Source organism: Catellatospora coxensis, assembly GCF_016862635.1.
Taxonomy (GTDB): domain Bacteria; phylum Actinomycetota; class Actinomycetes; order Mycobacteriales; family Micromonosporaceae; genus Catellatospora; species Catellatospora coxensis.
The window spans coordinates 1-14,148 of sequence record NZ_BONI01000137.1 but is presented as its reverse complement, the minus strand read 5'-3'; the positions used below and the strand labels follow the sequence as shown (position 1 = coordinate 14,148).

The 14,148-nt window shown below is 71.9% G+C and carries 16 protein-coding genes and 1 pseudogene; 3 read left to right on the top strand and 14 right to left on the bottom strand.

From position 1 onward, the window contains the following. Positions 1-60 precede the first annotated feature (60 nt). Together Cco03nite_RS40720 and Cco03nite_RS40715 are read right to left on the bottom strand one after the other, a co-directional pair. The gene (locus Cco03nite_RS40720; protein ID WP_203699398.1) at positions 61-690 is read right to left on the bottom strand and encodes an acVLRF1 family peptidyl-tRNA hydrolase; all 630 of its coding nucleotides are present in this window, start codon (positions 688-690) and stop codon (positions 61-63) included. Next, complete coding sequence (locus Cco03nite_RS40715; protein ID WP_203699397.1) at positions 690-1,727, bottom strand: aminotransferase class V-fold PLP-dependent enzyme; 1,038 nt, start codon at positions 1,725-1,727, stop codon at positions 690-692. Before Cco03nite_RS40715 ends, Cco03nite_RS40720 begins: the two co-directional genes overlap by 1 nt. Positions 1,728-1,832: 105 nt before the next feature. Between Cco03nite_RS40715 and Cco03nite_RS40710 the strand changes: the two genes are divergently transcribed. Continuing rightward, complete coding sequence (locus tag Cco03nite_RS40710; protein WP_203699396.1) at positions 1,833-2,471, top strand: TMEM175 family protein; 639 nt, start codon at positions 1,833-1,835, stop codon at positions 2,469-2,471. Positions 2,472-2,478: 7 nt separating this feature from the next. Here Cco03nite_RS40710 and Cco03nite_RS40705 read toward each other — a convergent pair whose 3' ends face one another. The 12 genes and pseudogenes from Cco03nite_RS40705 to Cco03nite_RS40650 all read right to left on the bottom strand — a co-directional run. Beyond that, on the bottom strand, positions 2,479-3,228 hold the full coding sequence (locus tag Cco03nite_RS40705) for an HAD family hydrolase (protein WP_203699395.1): 750 nt from the start codon (positions 3,226-3,228) through the stop codon (positions 2,479-2,481). A 4-nt stretch (positions 3,229-3,232) separates the two neighbouring features. Next, positions 3,233-3,862, bottom strand: a complete 630-nt coding sequence (locus Cco03nite_RS40700) for a LysE family transporter (protein ID WP_203699394.1) — start codon at positions 3,860-3,862, stop codon at positions 3,233-3,235. A 157-nt stretch (positions 3,863-4,019) separates the two neighbouring features. Continuing rightward, entirely contained in the window at positions 4,020-4,760 is a 741-nt protein-coding gene (locus Cco03nite_RS40695) for an N-acetyltransferase (RefSeq protein ID WP_203699393.1), read from the bottom strand. A gap of 41 nt (positions 4,761-4,801) precedes the next feature. Beyond that, positions 4,802-5,257: a hypothetical protein gene (locus tag Cco03nite_RS40690; protein WP_239168065.1), complete on the bottom strand. Its 456-nt coding sequence runs from the start codon at positions 5,255-5,257 to the stop codon at positions 4,802-4,804. A gap of 196 nt (positions 5,258-5,453) precedes the next feature. Next, the gene (locus Cco03nite_RS40685) at positions 5,454-5,867 is read right to left on the bottom strand and encodes a metal-sulfur cluster assembly factor (RefSeq protein ID WP_203699392.1); all 414 of its coding nucleotides are present in this window, start codon (positions 5,865-5,867) and stop codon (positions 5,454-5,456) included. Beyond that, complete coding sequence (sufU, locus tag Cco03nite_RS40680; RefSeq protein ID WP_203699391.1) at positions 5,867-6,319, bottom strand: Fe-S cluster assembly sulfur transfer protein SufU; 453 nt, start codon at positions 6,317-6,319, stop codon at positions 5,867-5,869. Before sufU ends, Cco03nite_RS40685 begins: the two co-directional genes overlap by 1 nt. A 2-nt stretch (positions 6,320-6,321) precedes the next feature. Continuing rightward, on the bottom strand, positions 6,322-7,614 hold the full coding sequence (locus tag Cco03nite_RS40675; protein ID WP_203699390.1) for a cysteine desulfurase: 1,293 nt from the start codon (positions 7,612-7,614) through the stop codon (positions 6,322-6,324). A 16-nt stretch (positions 7,615-7,630) separates the two neighbouring features. After that, on the bottom strand, positions 7,631-8,410 hold the full coding sequence (sufC, locus tag Cco03nite_RS40670) for a Fe-S cluster assembly ATPase SufC (RefSeq protein WP_203699389.1): 780 nt from the start codon (positions 8,408-8,410) through the stop codon (positions 7,631-7,633). After that, positions 8,407-8,742 carry a non-heme iron oxygenase ferredoxin subunit gene (locus Cco03nite_RS40665; protein ID WP_203699388.1) on the bottom strand — a complete coding sequence of 112 codons (336 nt, stop codon included), beginning with the start codon at positions 8,740-8,742 and terminating at the stop codon, positions 8,407-8,409. Before Cco03nite_RS40665 ends, sufC begins: the two co-directional genes overlap by 4 nt. Further along, positions 8,739-9,881, bottom strand: coding sequence for a Fe-S cluster assembly protein SufD (sufD, locus tag Cco03nite_RS40660; protein ID WP_203699387.1), 1,143 nt, complete (start codon positions 9,879-9,881; stop codon positions 8,739-8,741). Before sufD ends, Cco03nite_RS40665 begins: the two co-directional genes overlap by 4 nt. Beyond that, a complete protein-coding gene (gene sufB / locus Cco03nite_RS40655; protein WP_203699386.1) occupies positions 9,881-11,302 on the bottom strand; it encodes a Fe-S cluster assembly protein SufB in 1,422 nt (473 codons plus the stop codon). The genes sufD and sufB overlap by 1 nt, the downstream gene beginning before the upstream one ends. Before the next feature lie 137 nt (positions 11,303-11,439). Continuing rightward, positions 11,440-12,108: pseudogene (locus Cco03nite_RS40650) on the bottom strand (helix-turn-helix transcriptional regulator); the annotation flags it as partial. A 179-nt stretch (positions 12,109-12,287) separates the two neighbouring features. Here Cco03nite_RS40650 and Cco03nite_RS40645 point away from each other — a divergent pair. Beyond that, positions 12,288-13,226 (top strand): COX15/CtaA family protein, encoded by a 939-nt coding sequence (locus Cco03nite_RS40645; RefSeq protein WP_373314451.1) that lies wholly within the window; start codon positions 12,288-12,290, stop codon positions 13,224-13,226. Positions 13,227-13,302: 76 nt separating this feature from the next. Next, entirely contained in the window at positions 13,303-14,022 is a 720-nt protein-coding gene (locus tag Cco03nite_RS40640; protein WP_203699384.1) for a hypothetical protein, read from the top strand. The last annotated feature ends 126 nt before the right edge of the window (positions 14,023-14,148 follow it).

Here is a 14,148-nt window from a genome sequence, read left to right as displayed (position 1 = left end):
ATCGGGCGTATCACGACCCAAGATACGCACAGGTGCCAGGCAAGTCGGATGATCTTTGCGTCACGGGACCAGGTGGATGCGGACTGCGTGGGCGGTGGTGACCGCGTCGACGAGGACGGCGTGGCGGGGTTCGGGGACGTCGAGGAGGCGGTCGTGGCGGAGGGGGAGCAGGGGGGCCAGGCGGCGGTCGGTGAGGATCTCGTCGACCGTGCCGCGGTCGCCGCCGCAGACCAGGGCCGCCATGCTGTCCGCGTACGGCAGCAGGATGCGCGCGGCGATGTCGGCGGCGTCGCGGGCCGCGCCGGACGCCTGGTTCTCCCGGCGGCGGGCGTAGCGCTGCTGCGACCAGCCGCCCGCGGCAGTACGCCCCTGCACGTAGAACGTGTCCACCTTGGAGCTGATCAGCTCGTCGCCGTCGGCGACCCCGACCGCGACCGCGTTGCGCCGGGCCAGCAGCAGCCCCAGCCGCCGCGGCTTCGCCAGCGCTTCCAGCAGCGCGTCCACGTCGGCGACCGGTCCGACCCCGGGCGGCGGCAGCAGCTCGGCGGTGTCCCCGTTGGCGGCGACCAGTTTCAGGCCCTCCTCCTCGGCCCCGTCGTGGCGCGAGTAGAAGCCGTCCAGCCAGCGGCGCAGCCGTCGCGGTTCGACGTCGGCCCAGCGGCCCCCGCCCGCGGCGGGTTTGGCGACCATCAGCCCACCAGCGCGTTCAGCGCCGCGTCCACATCGGCCTGCGTGGTGTACGCGTGGAACGAGGCGCGGATCCGGCCGTTGCGCACCGCGGTGCGGATGCCCGCGGCGGCGAGCCTGGCGTCCGCGCCGGGCACGTCCACGGTGACGATGGCGCTGTCGCCCGGCGGCAGCCCCAGGCCCGCCAGGAAGCTGTTGGCGAGGCCGACGTCGTGCGCGTGGATCGCGGGCACCCCGATCTCCTCGACGAGTTCCAGCGCGGGCGCGGTGCCGACCCAGGCGTGCCAGGCGGGCGAGATGTCGAACGCGCGGGCGTCCTTGGCCAGCCGCAGCGGCAGGCCGTAGTACGAGCTGTGCACGTCCTCGCCGGCGTACCAGTTGGCGGCCAGCGGCCGCGTGCGCTCGCGCACCGCCGGGTTCAGGTAGACGAAGCCGGTGCCGCGCGGCGACATCAGCCACTTGTACGCGACGGTCACCACGACGTCGGCGAGCGAGCCGTCGAACGGCAGCCAGCCGCAGGCCTGCGTCGCGTCCACCACCACCAGCGCACCGGCCGCGCGGGCCGCCGCGACCACGGCGGCGTAGTCGACGACGGCCCCGTCCGAGGACTGCACCAGCCCGAACGCGACCACGTCGACGCTGCCGTCGACGCGCTCGGCGAGCCGGTCGGCGGGTGCGGTGCGCACGGTCACGCCGCGGTCGGCGTGCACCGCCCACGGAAACACCGCCGAGGTGAACTCCAGCTCGGGGACCAGCACGGTCGCGCCGTCGGGCACGGCCGCGGCGACCGGGGCGAGCAGCTGCGAAACCTGCGCGCCGACCGCGACGTCGGCGGCGTCGACCCCGATGATCCGGGCGTACGACTGCCGGGCCCGCTCGGTGGACTCGCCCCACCCCTCCCACGAGGTGCGGCCCGCCCGCCAGTCGGCCAGCGCCGCCTGCATGGCTTCCCAGGCCCGGTTCGGGGGCAGCCCGAAACTGGCCGTGTTGAGGTAGCCGGGCTCCGCGGACCACAGCGTGGCGAGGTCGATATCGTCCATGATCGGCATTATTCCACCGGTGCCGGGCGATCACCGCAGGCCAATACGCGGGACGTGGCATGGCGTCGCGGGCAAGCGCAAGCACCTGAGCCGGCCGGGGCGGCTGTGGTAACCAGAGGTGTGCAGGAGTCCCGCTCGCTGGCCCGGCTGACGGCGTACACCGACGGGGTCGTCGCGATCGCGCTGACCCTGCTGGTCCTGCCGCTGGTCGACACCGCCCGGGACGCGCAGACCGAGTCGGTCCGCGACCTGGTGCGCGAGCACGCCGGCGACTTCGCCGCGTTCGTGATGTCGTTCGCGGTGGTGTCGCTGTTCTGGATGGTGCACCGGCGGGTGTTCGACAACCTCGTCGACGTCGGCGAGGGCATCATGCTGCTCAACAGCATGTGGCTGCTGGGCGTGGTGTTCCTGCCGGTGCCCACCGCGGTGCTGACGTACGAGGTGGACCAGGGGCGCGGGGCGACCCTGCTGTACATGGCCAACCTGGTCTTCATCGCGCTGAGCGGGCTGCTGCTGTCGATGCGCATCCGCGACCGGGTGCCGCTGCAGCGCCCCGGCCGGACCGAGGCGGTGCAGCGGGCCGTGCGCCGTGGCGTGATCGCGACCAGCGCCATGGTGGGCACCCTGATCGCCGCCGTCTTCCTGGCCAACCTGGCGCTGCCGCTGCTGGCCCTGATGCCCCTGATGCAGGCCGTGGCGGAGCGGCGGGCCCAGCGCCACGGCCACCCGGCCGCGCACGACTGACCGGCCGCTACACCGCCTGGCGGAGCAGGGCGAGCAGTTCGGTGCCGTCGGCGACGACCGCGTCCGGCGGGTTCTCGCCGACCTCGCGGGGCTCGCCCTCGGGCATGAGGATGGCGGCGCCCGCCCCGGCCCGCCGGGCACAGAGGACGTCACGGTGCGGCTGGTCGCCGACGTACCAGCAGTCGGCCGCGGCCACGCCCAGGTCCCGCGCGGCGGCCCAGATCATGCTCGGGTGCGGCTTGTACACGCCCAGCTCGTCGCTGTAGATCTGGGCGGCGATCGCGCCGGTCAGCCCGAACTCGTCGAGCGCGTCGCGGTGCGCCTGGCCGCAGGGGGTGTTGCTGACCACGGCGACCGGCATGCCCCGGCCCACGGTGTAGTCCAGCAGGTCGGCGATGCCGGGCCGCAGCCGCCAGTCGTCGCGCCGCGCCCACTGCCGGGTCAGGTCGCTGGCATGCACCAGCACCGTGGCGCGCGCCACCGCCGGCCACTCGACGGCGATGAGCTCCCCCCAGAGCTGCTCGTGGCTGATCTCCAGGCACTCCTCGGTGTTCTCGCGCATCCGCGAGCGGGTCTTCTTCGCGCTGTCCAGCGCCTGGCGGATCTCCTCCTCGCCGACCGCGCCGCCGGTGAGCCGGTGCACGCGCCGGACGAGGTCGGCGTGCCGGGGGGTGGCCTCCTCCGGCTGGGGCGACCGTCCGGACTCGACGATCACCCCGCCGAAGTCGAGCAGCAGGGCGGAGGGGGTAGGCAGCATGCGCCTACTCTGCCACGACGAGCGCAACCGCGAGGACCGAGATCACCAGGCTGGACACCAGGGCCGTGACCAGGCGTCCCCGGGGCGTGGCGAGCACCTTGCCCACCAGCGCGCCGCCCGCGGCGACGGTCAGCTGCCAGCTGGCCGAGGCGAGGAAGGCGGCCGTCACGAACACCGCGCCCTCCGGCCCGGTCAGCCCGTCCATGGCCTGCTGCCCGCCGAGGACCAGCGCGCCGAAGTACACGATGGTCATCGGGTTGAGCAGGGTCAGGCCGAGCAGCGCCAGGAAGGCCCGGCCGGGCGTGTCCAGCAGTTTCGTCTCGCGGGCCCGGGCCGGGTCGCGGTAGTGGCGGATCGCGCTCCACGCGGTGTGGCCCGCGATGTAGAGCAGCACCGCCACCGCGATCCAGCGCAGCGGGGTGGAGATCGGCTCGATCCAGCGGGCCAGGGCGGCTCCGCCGAGTACGGCGATCAGGGCGTAGATCCCGTCGGCCGCCGCCACACCCAGCGCGGCGGCGGCGCCGATCCGCAGCGAGGTGCGGGCGGTGAGGCTCATCAGCAGCAGCGCGATCGCGCCGACGGGCACGGCGACGCCGTAGCCGGCCAGCAGACCGGCCACGAGGGCGGCGGTCACGACTGCGGGCGGCTCGTTCCGGCCACGGGCCCACGCTGCTGTCGACGCCGTCCTTCCGCCGCAGCGGACAGGGGCGCGAGGCGCAGGCAGGTAGTCGTCATGCGCAACATTCTGCGGTGGCGGCGACCTGCCCGCGACCTGTTTTACCGTCGATGTCTCAGGCGCCGGTGCGGTGCCGGATCCACACGTTGGGCTCGACGTACACGGCCCAGTCGTGCTCGGCGTCGGCGTGCACCGGGGTGAGCGCCTTCGGCACGTGCACCGGGCCCGTGGTGTCGAACGGCAGCCCGGTCCAGTCGCGCCACTCCGCGCAGGTGCCCGGGATGACCATGGACCGGGTGGCGATCTTCTCGATGACGCCGCCGGCGCGTACGTGCACCCGCAGCCACGGGTCCACGGGCAGGCCGTCGTCGCGCGTGCGGTACGCGTACGACGTCATGGGCTCCGCAGGGTCCTTGGCCCCGTTGGGCCGCACCGGCGCGACCAGGTCCGCGAAGCCCAGCCGGGCCGCGTTGTCCCGCATCGCGGCCAGCATCAGCGCGGACAGCCCGGTGCCCTGGCGGTCGGGGCGCACCGCGATCTCGATCGCGGAGACGATGTTCGGCTTGTCCCCCGCGACGCGGGCGCGGACGGCGCGGCGCAGCGCGCCGTCCCAGCCGTCGATCGGCAGCTCGTCGCCCTCGGGCAGGAAGAACGGCACGCTGTGGCCCTTGGCCAGCAGCCGGCCGGGCTCGTCGGGGTCCTCGGCGACCAGGATGTATTCGGGCCACTGCTCGGTGCACAGGCCGTAGTAGAGGTTCGAGATGGGGTCGTGGCGCATGAACTCGGGCCAGACCGTGGGCATGTCCCAGAGGGCGCCGACGAGGTCGGGGCGTTGGTCGAGGGTGGCGATGTGCATGACCGCGAGCCTCCCCTGCGTGCCGGAGCCGATCAACCGCATTATCCCGCGAGTTCGGTGGACATGACCCGCCGAACGGCGGCCACGACGGTGCGCCCCGGGAACCGCTCCCCCGCCACCTGCTCCGCCCGCGCCAGGGCGGCCCGCATCCGGTCCGGCTCGGCGTCGCGCAGCACGGCCACGAACCAGGCCTCCAGCAGGGTGGGATCGTCGGGCAGGACGAGATCGCGCGGGTCGGGCGGCTGCGGAGCCCGGGGTGGCAAGGGCACGTTCCCGGAGGCGTACGCCCCGGCCGGCAGCCCCACGCGGTACGGATGCACGCAGGTCGGCGCTCCGGTGGACAGGTCCACCCGCCACCCGATCGCGGGCTCGTAGCGGCTGTCCGGCCCCGGCCGGGCGGCCACGTCGAACCGTCCCGGGGCCAGCTCCTGCGCCGGGCACACCGCGCAGGTCCACGCCTGCAACTCCGCCGACGGCCCCTCGGGCACACTCCCCACGCCCTGAGCGTAGGCGGCGGTCCATGATCACTCGATCTGCCTGGCAGGCGTGGGCCATGATCGCTCGATTTGCCGGGCAGGTGGGCGAATCATGAAGCGCGATACGCACAGGTGCCAGGCAACTCGGATGACCTTGCGGCCGGACGCGCGAAAAGGGCGCCCACCGCGCGGGTGGACGCCCTTTCGGGTACGTCGGTCAGACGTTGAAGCCGAGCGAGCGGAGCTGGTCGCGGCCGTCGTCGGTGATCTTGTCGGGGCCCCACGGCGGCAGCCACACCCAGTTGATGCGCATGTCGTTCACGAGGCCGCCGCCGGGGCCGGTGCACAGCGCGGCGCGGGTCTGCTCCTCGATGACGTCGGTCAGCGGGCAGGCCGCCGAGGTCAGCGTCATGTCGAGGGTCGCGACGTTCTCGTCGTCGATGTGCACGCCGTACACCAGGCCCAGGTCCACCACGTTGATGCCCAGCTCGGGGTCGACGACGTCCTTCATGGCCTCGCGGACGTCGTCCACCTCGGCCTTCTTGCCGGACTTCGGCGCGGCGGCCTCGACCGGCGCGGCCTCGACGCGCGCGGACTCCACGACGCTGTCGACGATGTCGGTCTCGCTCATCACACTTCCTCCTTCTCGAGGGCGACGGCCTGCGCGACCGCGTCCTTCAACGCCATCCAGGACAGCAGCGCGCATTTGACCCGCGCGGGGTACTTGGCGACGCCGGCGAACGCGACCGCGTCCCCCAGCACCTCCTCGTCGGGCTCGACCTGGCCCTTGCCGCCCATCAGCTCGACGAACGCGGCGTGCACGGCGAGCGCGTCGTCGACCTTGCGGCCGTTCAGCAGCTCGAAGAGCACGCTCGCGGACGCCTGGCTGATGGAGCAGCCCTGGCCGTCGTACGAGATGTCGCTGATCGTCTCCCCGTCCAGGGCGACCCGGAGGGTGATCTCGTCGCCGCAGGTCGGGTTGACGTGGTGCACGTCCGCGGCGAACGGCTCGCGCAATCCGCGCCCCTTGGGGCGCTTGTAGTGATCCAGGATGATCTCCTGGTAGAGCTGGTCGAGCTGCATGGCTAAGCGAAGACCTTCCGCACCTGATCCAGGCCGCGCACGAGCGCGTCGACCTCGTCGGTCGTCGTGTAGAGGTAGAACGAGGCCCGGGTGAGCGCGGGCACGGAGAACCGGTCGCAGATCGGCTTGGCGCAGTGGTGGCCCACCCGCACCTGCACGCCGAGCGAGTCCAGCACCTGGCCCACGTCGTGCGGGTGGATGCCGTCGAGCGTGAACGAGATCGTCGCGCCGCGTCCCACGGGCACCCTGGGGCCGTAGATGCGCAGGCCCGGCACGGTGTCCAGGGCGTCCAGCGCGTACGCCGTCAGCTCCTTGTCGTGCCAGGCGATCGCGTCCATGCCGATCCCGGTCAGGTAGTCGATCGCCGCACCCAGCCCGACCGCCTGCGCGATCGGCGGGGTGCCCGCCTCGAACCGGGCCGGGGCCGGGGCGTACGTCGAGCCGCCCATCTTCACCGTCTCGATCATCGACCCGCCGCCCAGGAACGGCGGCATGGCGTTGAGCAGCTCGCCGCGCCCCCACAGCACGCCGATGCCGGTCGGGGCCAGCATCTTGTGCCCGGTGAACGCAATGAAGTCCACGTCGTAGTCGACGACGTCCATCGGCAGGTGCGGCACCGACTGCGAGCAGTCGAGCATGAGCAGCGCGCCGACCTCGCGCACCCGCGCGGTGATGCGCGAGGTGGCGTTGACGGTGCCGAGCACGTTCGACATGTGCACGATCGAGACGATCTTCGTACGCTCGTTGACCAGCTCTTCGAGGTTCGACTCGTCGAGGCGGCCGGTCTCGGTCAGGCCGAACCAGCGCAGCGTCGCGCCGGTGCGCTCGCAGAGCAGCTGCCACGGCACGATGTTGGAGTGGTGCTCCATCTCCGAGATCACGATCTCGTCGCCGGGGCCCAGCCGGAAGCGCTCGTCCCGCGCGTGCGGGCCGAACGCGTGCGCGACCAGGTTCAGCGACTCGGTGGCGTTCTTGGTGAACACCACCTCGTCGACGCTCGGCGCGCCGATGAACGCGGCGACCTTGGCGCGCGCGCCCTCGTACGCCTCGGTCGACTCGGTGCCCAGCGTGTGCACCGAGCGGGCCACGTTGGCGTTGTGCTCGGCGTAGTAGCGGGCCACCGCGTCGATGACCTGGCGCGGCTTCTGCGAGGTGTTGCCGCTGTCGAGGTAGACGAGCGGGTGACCGTTGACCTCCCGGCCCAGGATCGGGAAGTCGGCGCGCACGCGCTCCACGTCGAAGCGCGGCTTGTCGTCGTACTGCGGCATCCCGGCCGGGATGGTCAGGGCGGTCATCTTCTGCTCAGCTCCCTCAGGCTGCCGCGACGGCCGCTTCGGCGTCCGCCCCGTAGCGCTTGTAACCCTCGTCCTCAAGCTTCTGGGCCAGCTCCGGGCCGCCCTCCTCGACGATGCGGCCGGCCACGAACACGTGCACGAAGTCCGGCTTGATGTAGCGCAGGATCCGCGTGTAGTGCGTGATCAGCAGCACGCCCATGTCGTTGGTGTCCTTGACCCGGTTCACGCCCTCGGACACGACGCGCAGCGCGTCGACGTCGAGGCCGGAGTCGGTCTCGTCGAGGATCGCGATCTTCGGCTTGAGCAGCTCCAGCTGCACGATCTCGTGCCGCTTCTTCTCACCGCCGGAGAAGCCCTCGTTGACGTTGCGCTGGGCGAAGGCGGGGTCCATGCCCAGCTTCTCCATCGAGCCCTTCAGCTCGGCGGCCCAGGTGCGCAGCTTCGGGGCCTCGCCGTCGATCGCGGTCTTCGAGGTGCGCAGGAAGTTCGCCACCGACACGCCGGGGACCTCGACCGGGTACTGCATCGCCAGGAACAGGCCGGCGCGGGCGCGCTCGTCCACGCTCATGGCCAGCACGTCCTGGCCGTCCAGCAGCACCTCGCCGCCGGTGATCTCGTACTTCGGGTGGCCCGCGATCGAGTAGGCCAGGGTCGACTTGCCGGAGCCGTTGGGGCCCATGATGGCGTGCGTCTGGCCCGACTCCACGGTCAGCGTGACCCCGTGCAGGATCGGCTTCAGCTCGCCCTCGGGCAGCTTCACCGACACCTGAAGGTCGCGGATCTCCAACTTGCTCATCGGGTCACTCCATTGCTTGGCGTCATGCTGACGTAGACATCACCGTCACGGACTTCGACGGGAAAGACGGGTACGGGTTCGGTGGCGGGCAGGCCGGTCGGCTCACCGGTACGGAGATCGAAACGCGAGCCGTGCAGCCAGCATTCCAGCGTGCAGCCGTCGACCTCGCCCTCGGACAGCGCCACGGCGGCGTGCGAGCACTCGTCGTACGCGGCGTAGAAGCCGTCGTCCTCCGCGTGCACGACCACCACCGGCGTGCCGGCGAGGTCCACCGCGAGCGCCGCACCCTTGGCGACCTCGTCGGCGGCACACGCCCGGACAAAGTCGCTCATGCGCCCGCCTTCTCCAGCCGGGCCTCGATGGCCGCGCCGAGGCGCTCGCGCAGGTCCTCGGCCGGGATCTTGCCGAGCAGCTCGGCGAAGAAGCCGCGGACGACCAGCTTGCGGGCCTCTGCCTCGGGGATGCCCCGGGCCATCAGGTAGAACAGCTGCTCGTCGTCGAAGCGGCCGGTCGCCGAGGCGTGGCCCGCGCCGACGATCTCGCCGGTCTCGATCTCCAGGTTCGGCACCGAGTCGGCCCGCGCCCCGTCGGACAGCAGCAGGTTGCGGTTGACCTCGTAGGTGCTGGTGCCGGTGGCCTGGTCCTGGATCAGCACGTCGCCGACCCAGACCGTGTGCGCGCCGTCGCCCTGCAGCGCGCCGCGGTAGCCCACGTACGAGCGGCAGTCCGGCACCGAGTGGTCCACCAGCAGGCGGTGCTCGATGTGCTGCGCGCCGTCGGCGAAGTAGAGCCCGTAGAGCTCCGCCTCGCCGCCGCGGCCGGTGTAGTCGACGCTGGTGAACTGGCGCACCAGGTCACCGCCGAGCGACACCTGCACGTGCAGGATCTTCGCGTCGCGACCGAGCTTGACCTTGACGTGCTGCGCCTGCACCGCGTCGGCGGCCCAGTCGGCGACCGTGACCAGGGTCAGCTTCGCGCCGTCGGCGACCGCGATCTCCACGTTGTCGGCCAGCGTGACGCTGCCGGTCTGCTCCAGCACCAACGTCGCCTCGGCGAACGCGCCGACCGCGAGGTAGGTGTGGCCCGCCGCCGCGCCGTCCGCGCCGTGGCCGTGCAGCCGCAGCACGACCGGCTCGGCGAGCACGGTCTCCTTGGCGACGTCGACGAGCAGCGCGTCAGCGGCGTTCTCGTACGCCCAGGCGCTGATCCGGTCGAACGGGGTGAGCACCCCGCCGATGCGCGCGTCGGAGCGCGACACGGTCGACACGGTGACGCCCGCGGGCAGCTCGCCGTGCTCGTGCTTGGGCGCGGCCACCACGGTGACGTCCCCGGCGGCCAGGCCGCGCAGGCGCTTGAGCGGCGTGAAGCGCCACTCCTCCTCGCGCCCGGTCAGCGCCGGGAAGTCGGCCACGTGGAACGAGCGCAACGCCTGCGACTTGGTCTTGGGCGGTGCGATAACTTCGGTGCTCATCAGCCGACGGCGCCTTCCATCTGCAGTTCGATCAGTCGGTTCAGTTCCAGCGCGTACTCCATCGGCAGCTCCTTGGCGATGGGCTCGATGAAGCCGCGCACGATCATCGCCATGGCCTCGTCCTCGGACAGGCCCCGGCTCATCAGGTAGAACAGCTGGTCGTCGCTCACCTTGGAGACGGTCGCCTCGTGGCCCATCGCCACGTCGTCCTCGCGGATGTCGACGTAGGGGTAGGTGTCCGAGCGGGAGATGGTGTCGACCAGCAGCGCGTCGCACTTGACCGTGCTCTTGCTGTGGTGCGAGCCCTCCATGACCTGGACCAGGCCGCGGTACGAGGTGCGGCCGCCGCCCCGGGCGATCGACTTGCTGATGATCGTGCTGGACGTGTGCGGAGCCGCGTGCACCATCTTCGCGCCGGCGTCCTGGTGCTGGCCCTCACCGGCCATGGCGACCGACAGGACCTCGCCCTTGGCGTGCTCGCCGACCATGAACACGGCCGGGTACTTCATGGTGACCTTGGAACCGATGTTGCCGTCGACCCACTCCATGGTCGCGCCCTCGTGGCACACGGCGCGCTTGGTGACCAGGTTGTAGACGTTGTTCGACCAGTTCTGGATGGTCGTGTACCGGCAGCGCGCGTTCTTCTTCACGATGATCTCGACGACCGCGCTGTGCAGCGAGTCCGACGAGTAGATCGGCGCGGTGCAGCCCTCGACGTAGTGCACGTACGCGCCCTCGTCGACGATGATCAGGGTCCGCTCGAACTGGCCCATGTTCTCGGTGTTGATCCGGAAGTAGGCCTGCAGCGGGATCTCCACGTTGACGCCCGGCGGCACGTAGATGAAGGAGCCGCCCGACCACACCGCGGTGTTCAGCGCGGCGAACTTGTTGTCGCCCACCGGGATGACCGTGCCGAAGTACTCCTGGAACAGCTCCGGGTGCTCCTTGAGCGCCGTGTCGGTGTCCAGGAACAGCACACCCTGCTGCTCCAGGTCCTCGCGGATCGCGTGGTAGACGACCTCGGACTCGTACTGCGCGGCGACACCGGCCACGAGGCGCTGCTTCTCCGCCTCCGGGATGCCCAGCTTGTCGTACGTGTTCTTGATGTCCTCGGGCAGGTCTTCCCAGCTCGCCGCCTGCTTCTCGGTCGAGCGCACGAAGTACTTGATGTTGTCGAAGTCGATGCCGGACAGGTCCGCGCCCCAGTTCGGCATGGGCTTGCGGCCGAACAGGCGCAGGCCCTTCAGCCGCAGGTCGAGCATCCAGTCGGCCTCGTTCTTCTTGGCCGAGATGTCGCGCACCACGGCCTCGTTGAGACCGCGCTGCGCGTTGGCGCCGGCCAGGTCCGGGTCGGCCCAGCCGTACTCGTACTTGCCCAGGCCAGCGAGCTGGTCCTCGGTCGTGGTGATCTGCTCGGTCATGAGTCCGTCCTCATCGTGACGCCATCGTGGATCTGAACAAGTTCGGTCCGGCCCGCCGGAGCCGGCGCGCCGCCTGGCGGCGGAGCTCCCGGACGGGCCGCTTTCGTCGGGCTGGGTATCTGGTCCCGGGCGAAGCCCGGGATGTGAGTCGTGCACACCCCGTCGCCGTGCGCGATCGTCGCGAGCCGCTGCACGTGCGTGCCGACCAGGCGACCGATCACCTCGGTCTCGGCCTCGCACAGCTGCGGGAACTCGGCGGCGACGTGCGCGACGGGGCAGTGGTGCTGGCACAGCTGCCCGCCGGTGGCGATCGTGGACGCGTTCGCAGCGTATCCCTGAGCGGTCAGCGCCTCCGCGAGCGCCTCCGCGCGGGCGAGAGGATCGTCACCCGAGTCGCGTACGGCGGCCTCGCAGCGCTGCTCCAGCGACGCGATCTGCGCCGCGGCGAAGGCGGCCACCTCGCGCTCGCCGCCGCGCTCGGCGATCCAGCGCAGCGCGGCCGCGGCCAGCCCGTCGTAGGCGTGCCGGCCGAGCCCGTCGCGGGCGGTGTCGGTGAGCGAGAAGACCTTGGCGGGGCGTCCCCGGCCGCGCGGGCCGCGGATCACCTGCTCGCGGGCGCTCACCAGGCCCTCGGCGTGCATCGCGTCGAGGTGGCGGCGCACCCCGGCCGGGCTCAGCCCGAGTTCCTCGCTCAGCGCCGCCGCGGTCGCGGGGCCCTGAGCGAGCAGTTCGATCACCCGGCCGCGCGTGGCAGGATGGCCCACGCGGCGATCGGATGCCTCTGTGATCACCCCGCCCTTTTTCACTACACCAGTGTTACTTATTTAGTTCGACGTGCGCAAACCACCCCCGGCGTGACCCGTGACACCCAGGCTGCCCTAACTCGGCACGCCCGGAACGCGCGCCTACCATCGGGTTCGTGCTTGATGTCGACACCGCCAAGGCAGCCGGGTTCGTGCCCCGGATCACCCGGCTCCTGGAGCGCCTGCCCGGCACCCGGCAGCTGCTCGACGCCGGTGCGGTCACCCGCCGCCGGCTCGCGCTGGCGGGCCTGGCCGGCAACATCGGCATCGTGATCACCGGCGGCGCGGTCCGGCTCACCGGCTCCGGTCTGGGCTGCCCGACCTGGCCCAAGTGCACCGAGGACTCGTACACCGCCACCAAGGCGATGGGCGTCAACGGCGCGATCGAGTTCGGCAACCGGCTGCTCACCTTCGTGCTGTCCGCCATCGCCATCGCGCTCGTGGTGGCCGTGTGGCGGCACGCCCGGCTGCGCGGCCCCGCCGTGATCCTCGCCCTGGGCATCCCGGGGCAGGGCGTGGTCGGCGGCATCACGGTCCTCACCGACCTCAACCCGTACGTCGTCGGCCTGCACTTCCTTTTGTCCGCCGTGATGATCGGCGGCTCGTACCTGCTGTGGCGGCGCACCGCTCCCCTGCCCGCCGAGCCCGCGGCAGCCCGGCTCCGCCCGCTGACCTGGGCCCTGACGGCGGCTTCAGCGGCGGTCATCGTGATCGGCGTCGTGGTCACCGGCAGCGGCCCGCACGCCGGCGACGACAAGGCCCGCCGGACCGGCCTGAACCCCGAGATGATCTCCCAGCTGCACGTGGACGCCGTGTTCCTCATGCTGGGCCTGGCCGCCGCCTGCTGGTTCGCCGCCCGCGCGGTCACGGCCCCCCGCATGGCCCGCACCAGCGCGATCCTGCTCGCGGTGCTGCTCGCCCAGGGCGTGATCGGCTTCGTGCAGTACTTCACCCACCTGCCCGCCCTGCTCGTCGCCGCGCACATGGCCGGCGCGTGCGCGGTGTGGGTCGCCACCCTGGCCGTCGTCTGGTCCACCGGCTTCGACGCCCCCGCAGCCGGTGGGAGCGCGTCCAGCCTGACCAGCGACGAAACGAACCGGACATTGGTCACCGTCCGGTAACCGCCAGATTCCGATCCGGTCGTCAACCGGTCGCGCGAGGGCCTCACGGAGCGCCCGGCGGAGCGATGATGACGGGGTGCCCACCTCTCTGCGCCGCGCGCCGCAGGCCCACCCCGAGGACTCCCTTCCCGGCGTGGTGACCCGGACCTTCACCACCACCGGCGACCTCGACTACTGGGGCAGCGTCCGGCACGCCGAAAACGCCGCGCACGTCGCCGAGGAACTGGCCACCCTGGTGCGCACCGGCCGCCCCGCCGTCGCCCGCGAACCCTTGGCACACGCCGTCGAACTCCTGCTGAGCACCCTCGACCACGCCGACGACGCCTCCGGCGCCCTGGACAACCTGCTCAACCGCCTGCTGGCCACCCACGCCGAAGCCTGCCGCCAGTCCGCGCCCAACCCCGTAGAACTCGCCGACTGGCTGGTCACCGTGCAGTTCGACACCGGCCGCTGGTGCCCCGTCGACATCTGGGCCTACGGCCCCGCCCTCGGCCCCGGCGGCCTGAACCACTACCGCGCCGTGGTCCGCCGCCGCTGGGCCGCCGACCCCGGCGACCTCTCCGCCCGCGACGCCGTGGAACGCCTGGCCCGCTGGGAACGCGACACCCCCACCCTCATCGAGGTGATCGGCGGCGACCTCAAACACGCCGCCCAATACGGCCGACTGGCCCGCGCCCTGGCCGACATAGGCGACCCCACCGCAGCCCGCTCCTGGGCCGAACGCGGCCTAGCCGCCCACCCCGACGACCCGCCAGGCGCGGGCCTGCGCGACTTCCTCTCCCGGACCCCCCGCTGACCCGATCAACCGGGAGCACAGCGGCACCGTTCGACGCGCCCGGCAAGCCCGCGCGACGCAGTCTCCTCCACCCCGCACCGGCCGTTCGGTTCAACCGGGACGTCGACCACACCAAGATCGTTCGAC

Coding starts and splice junctions, on each gene's coding strand:
- sufC (WP_203699389.1), bottom strand. CDS start 8,410: ATGAGCAAGTTGGAGATCCGCGACCTTCAGGTGTCGGTGAAGCTGCCC.
- Cco03nite_RS40705 (WP_203699395.1), bottom strand. CDS start 3,228: ATGCTGCCTACCCCCTCCGCCCTGCTGCTCGACTTCGGCGGGGTGATC.
- Cco03nite_RS40720 (WP_203699398.1), bottom strand. CDS start 690: ATGGTCGCCAAACCCGCCGCGGGCGGGGGCCGCTGGGCCGACGTCGAA.
- Cco03nite_RS40665 (WP_203699388.1), bottom strand. CDS start 8,742: ATGAGCGACTTTGTCCGGGCGTGTGCCGCCGACGAGGTCGCCAAGGGT.
- sufD (WP_203699387.1), bottom strand. CDS start 9,881: ATGAGCACCGAAGTTATCGCACCGCCCAAGACCAAGTCGCAGGCGTTG.
- sufB (WP_203699386.1), bottom strand. CDS start 11,302: ATGACCGAGCAGATCACCACGACCGAGGACCAGCTCGCTGGCCTGGGC.
- Cco03nite_RS40675 (WP_203699390.1), bottom strand. CDS start 7,614: ATGACCGCCCTGACCATCCCGGCCGGGATGCCGCAGTACGACGACAAG.
- Cco03nite_RS40685 (WP_203699392.1), bottom strand. CDS start 5,867: ATGAGCGAGACCGACATCGTCGACAGCGTCGTGGAGTCCGCGCGCGTC.
- Cco03nite_RS40695 (WP_203699393.1), bottom strand. CDS start 4,760: ATGCACATCGCCACCCTCGACCAACGCCCCGACCTCGTCGGCGCCCTC.
- sufU (WP_203699391.1), bottom strand. CDS start 6,319: ATGCAGCTCGACCAGCTCTACCAGGAGATCATCCTGGATCACTACAAG.
- Cco03nite_RS40715 (WP_203699397.1), bottom strand. CDS start 1,727: ATGGACGATATCGACCTCGCCACGCTGTGGTCCGCGGAGCCCGGCTAC.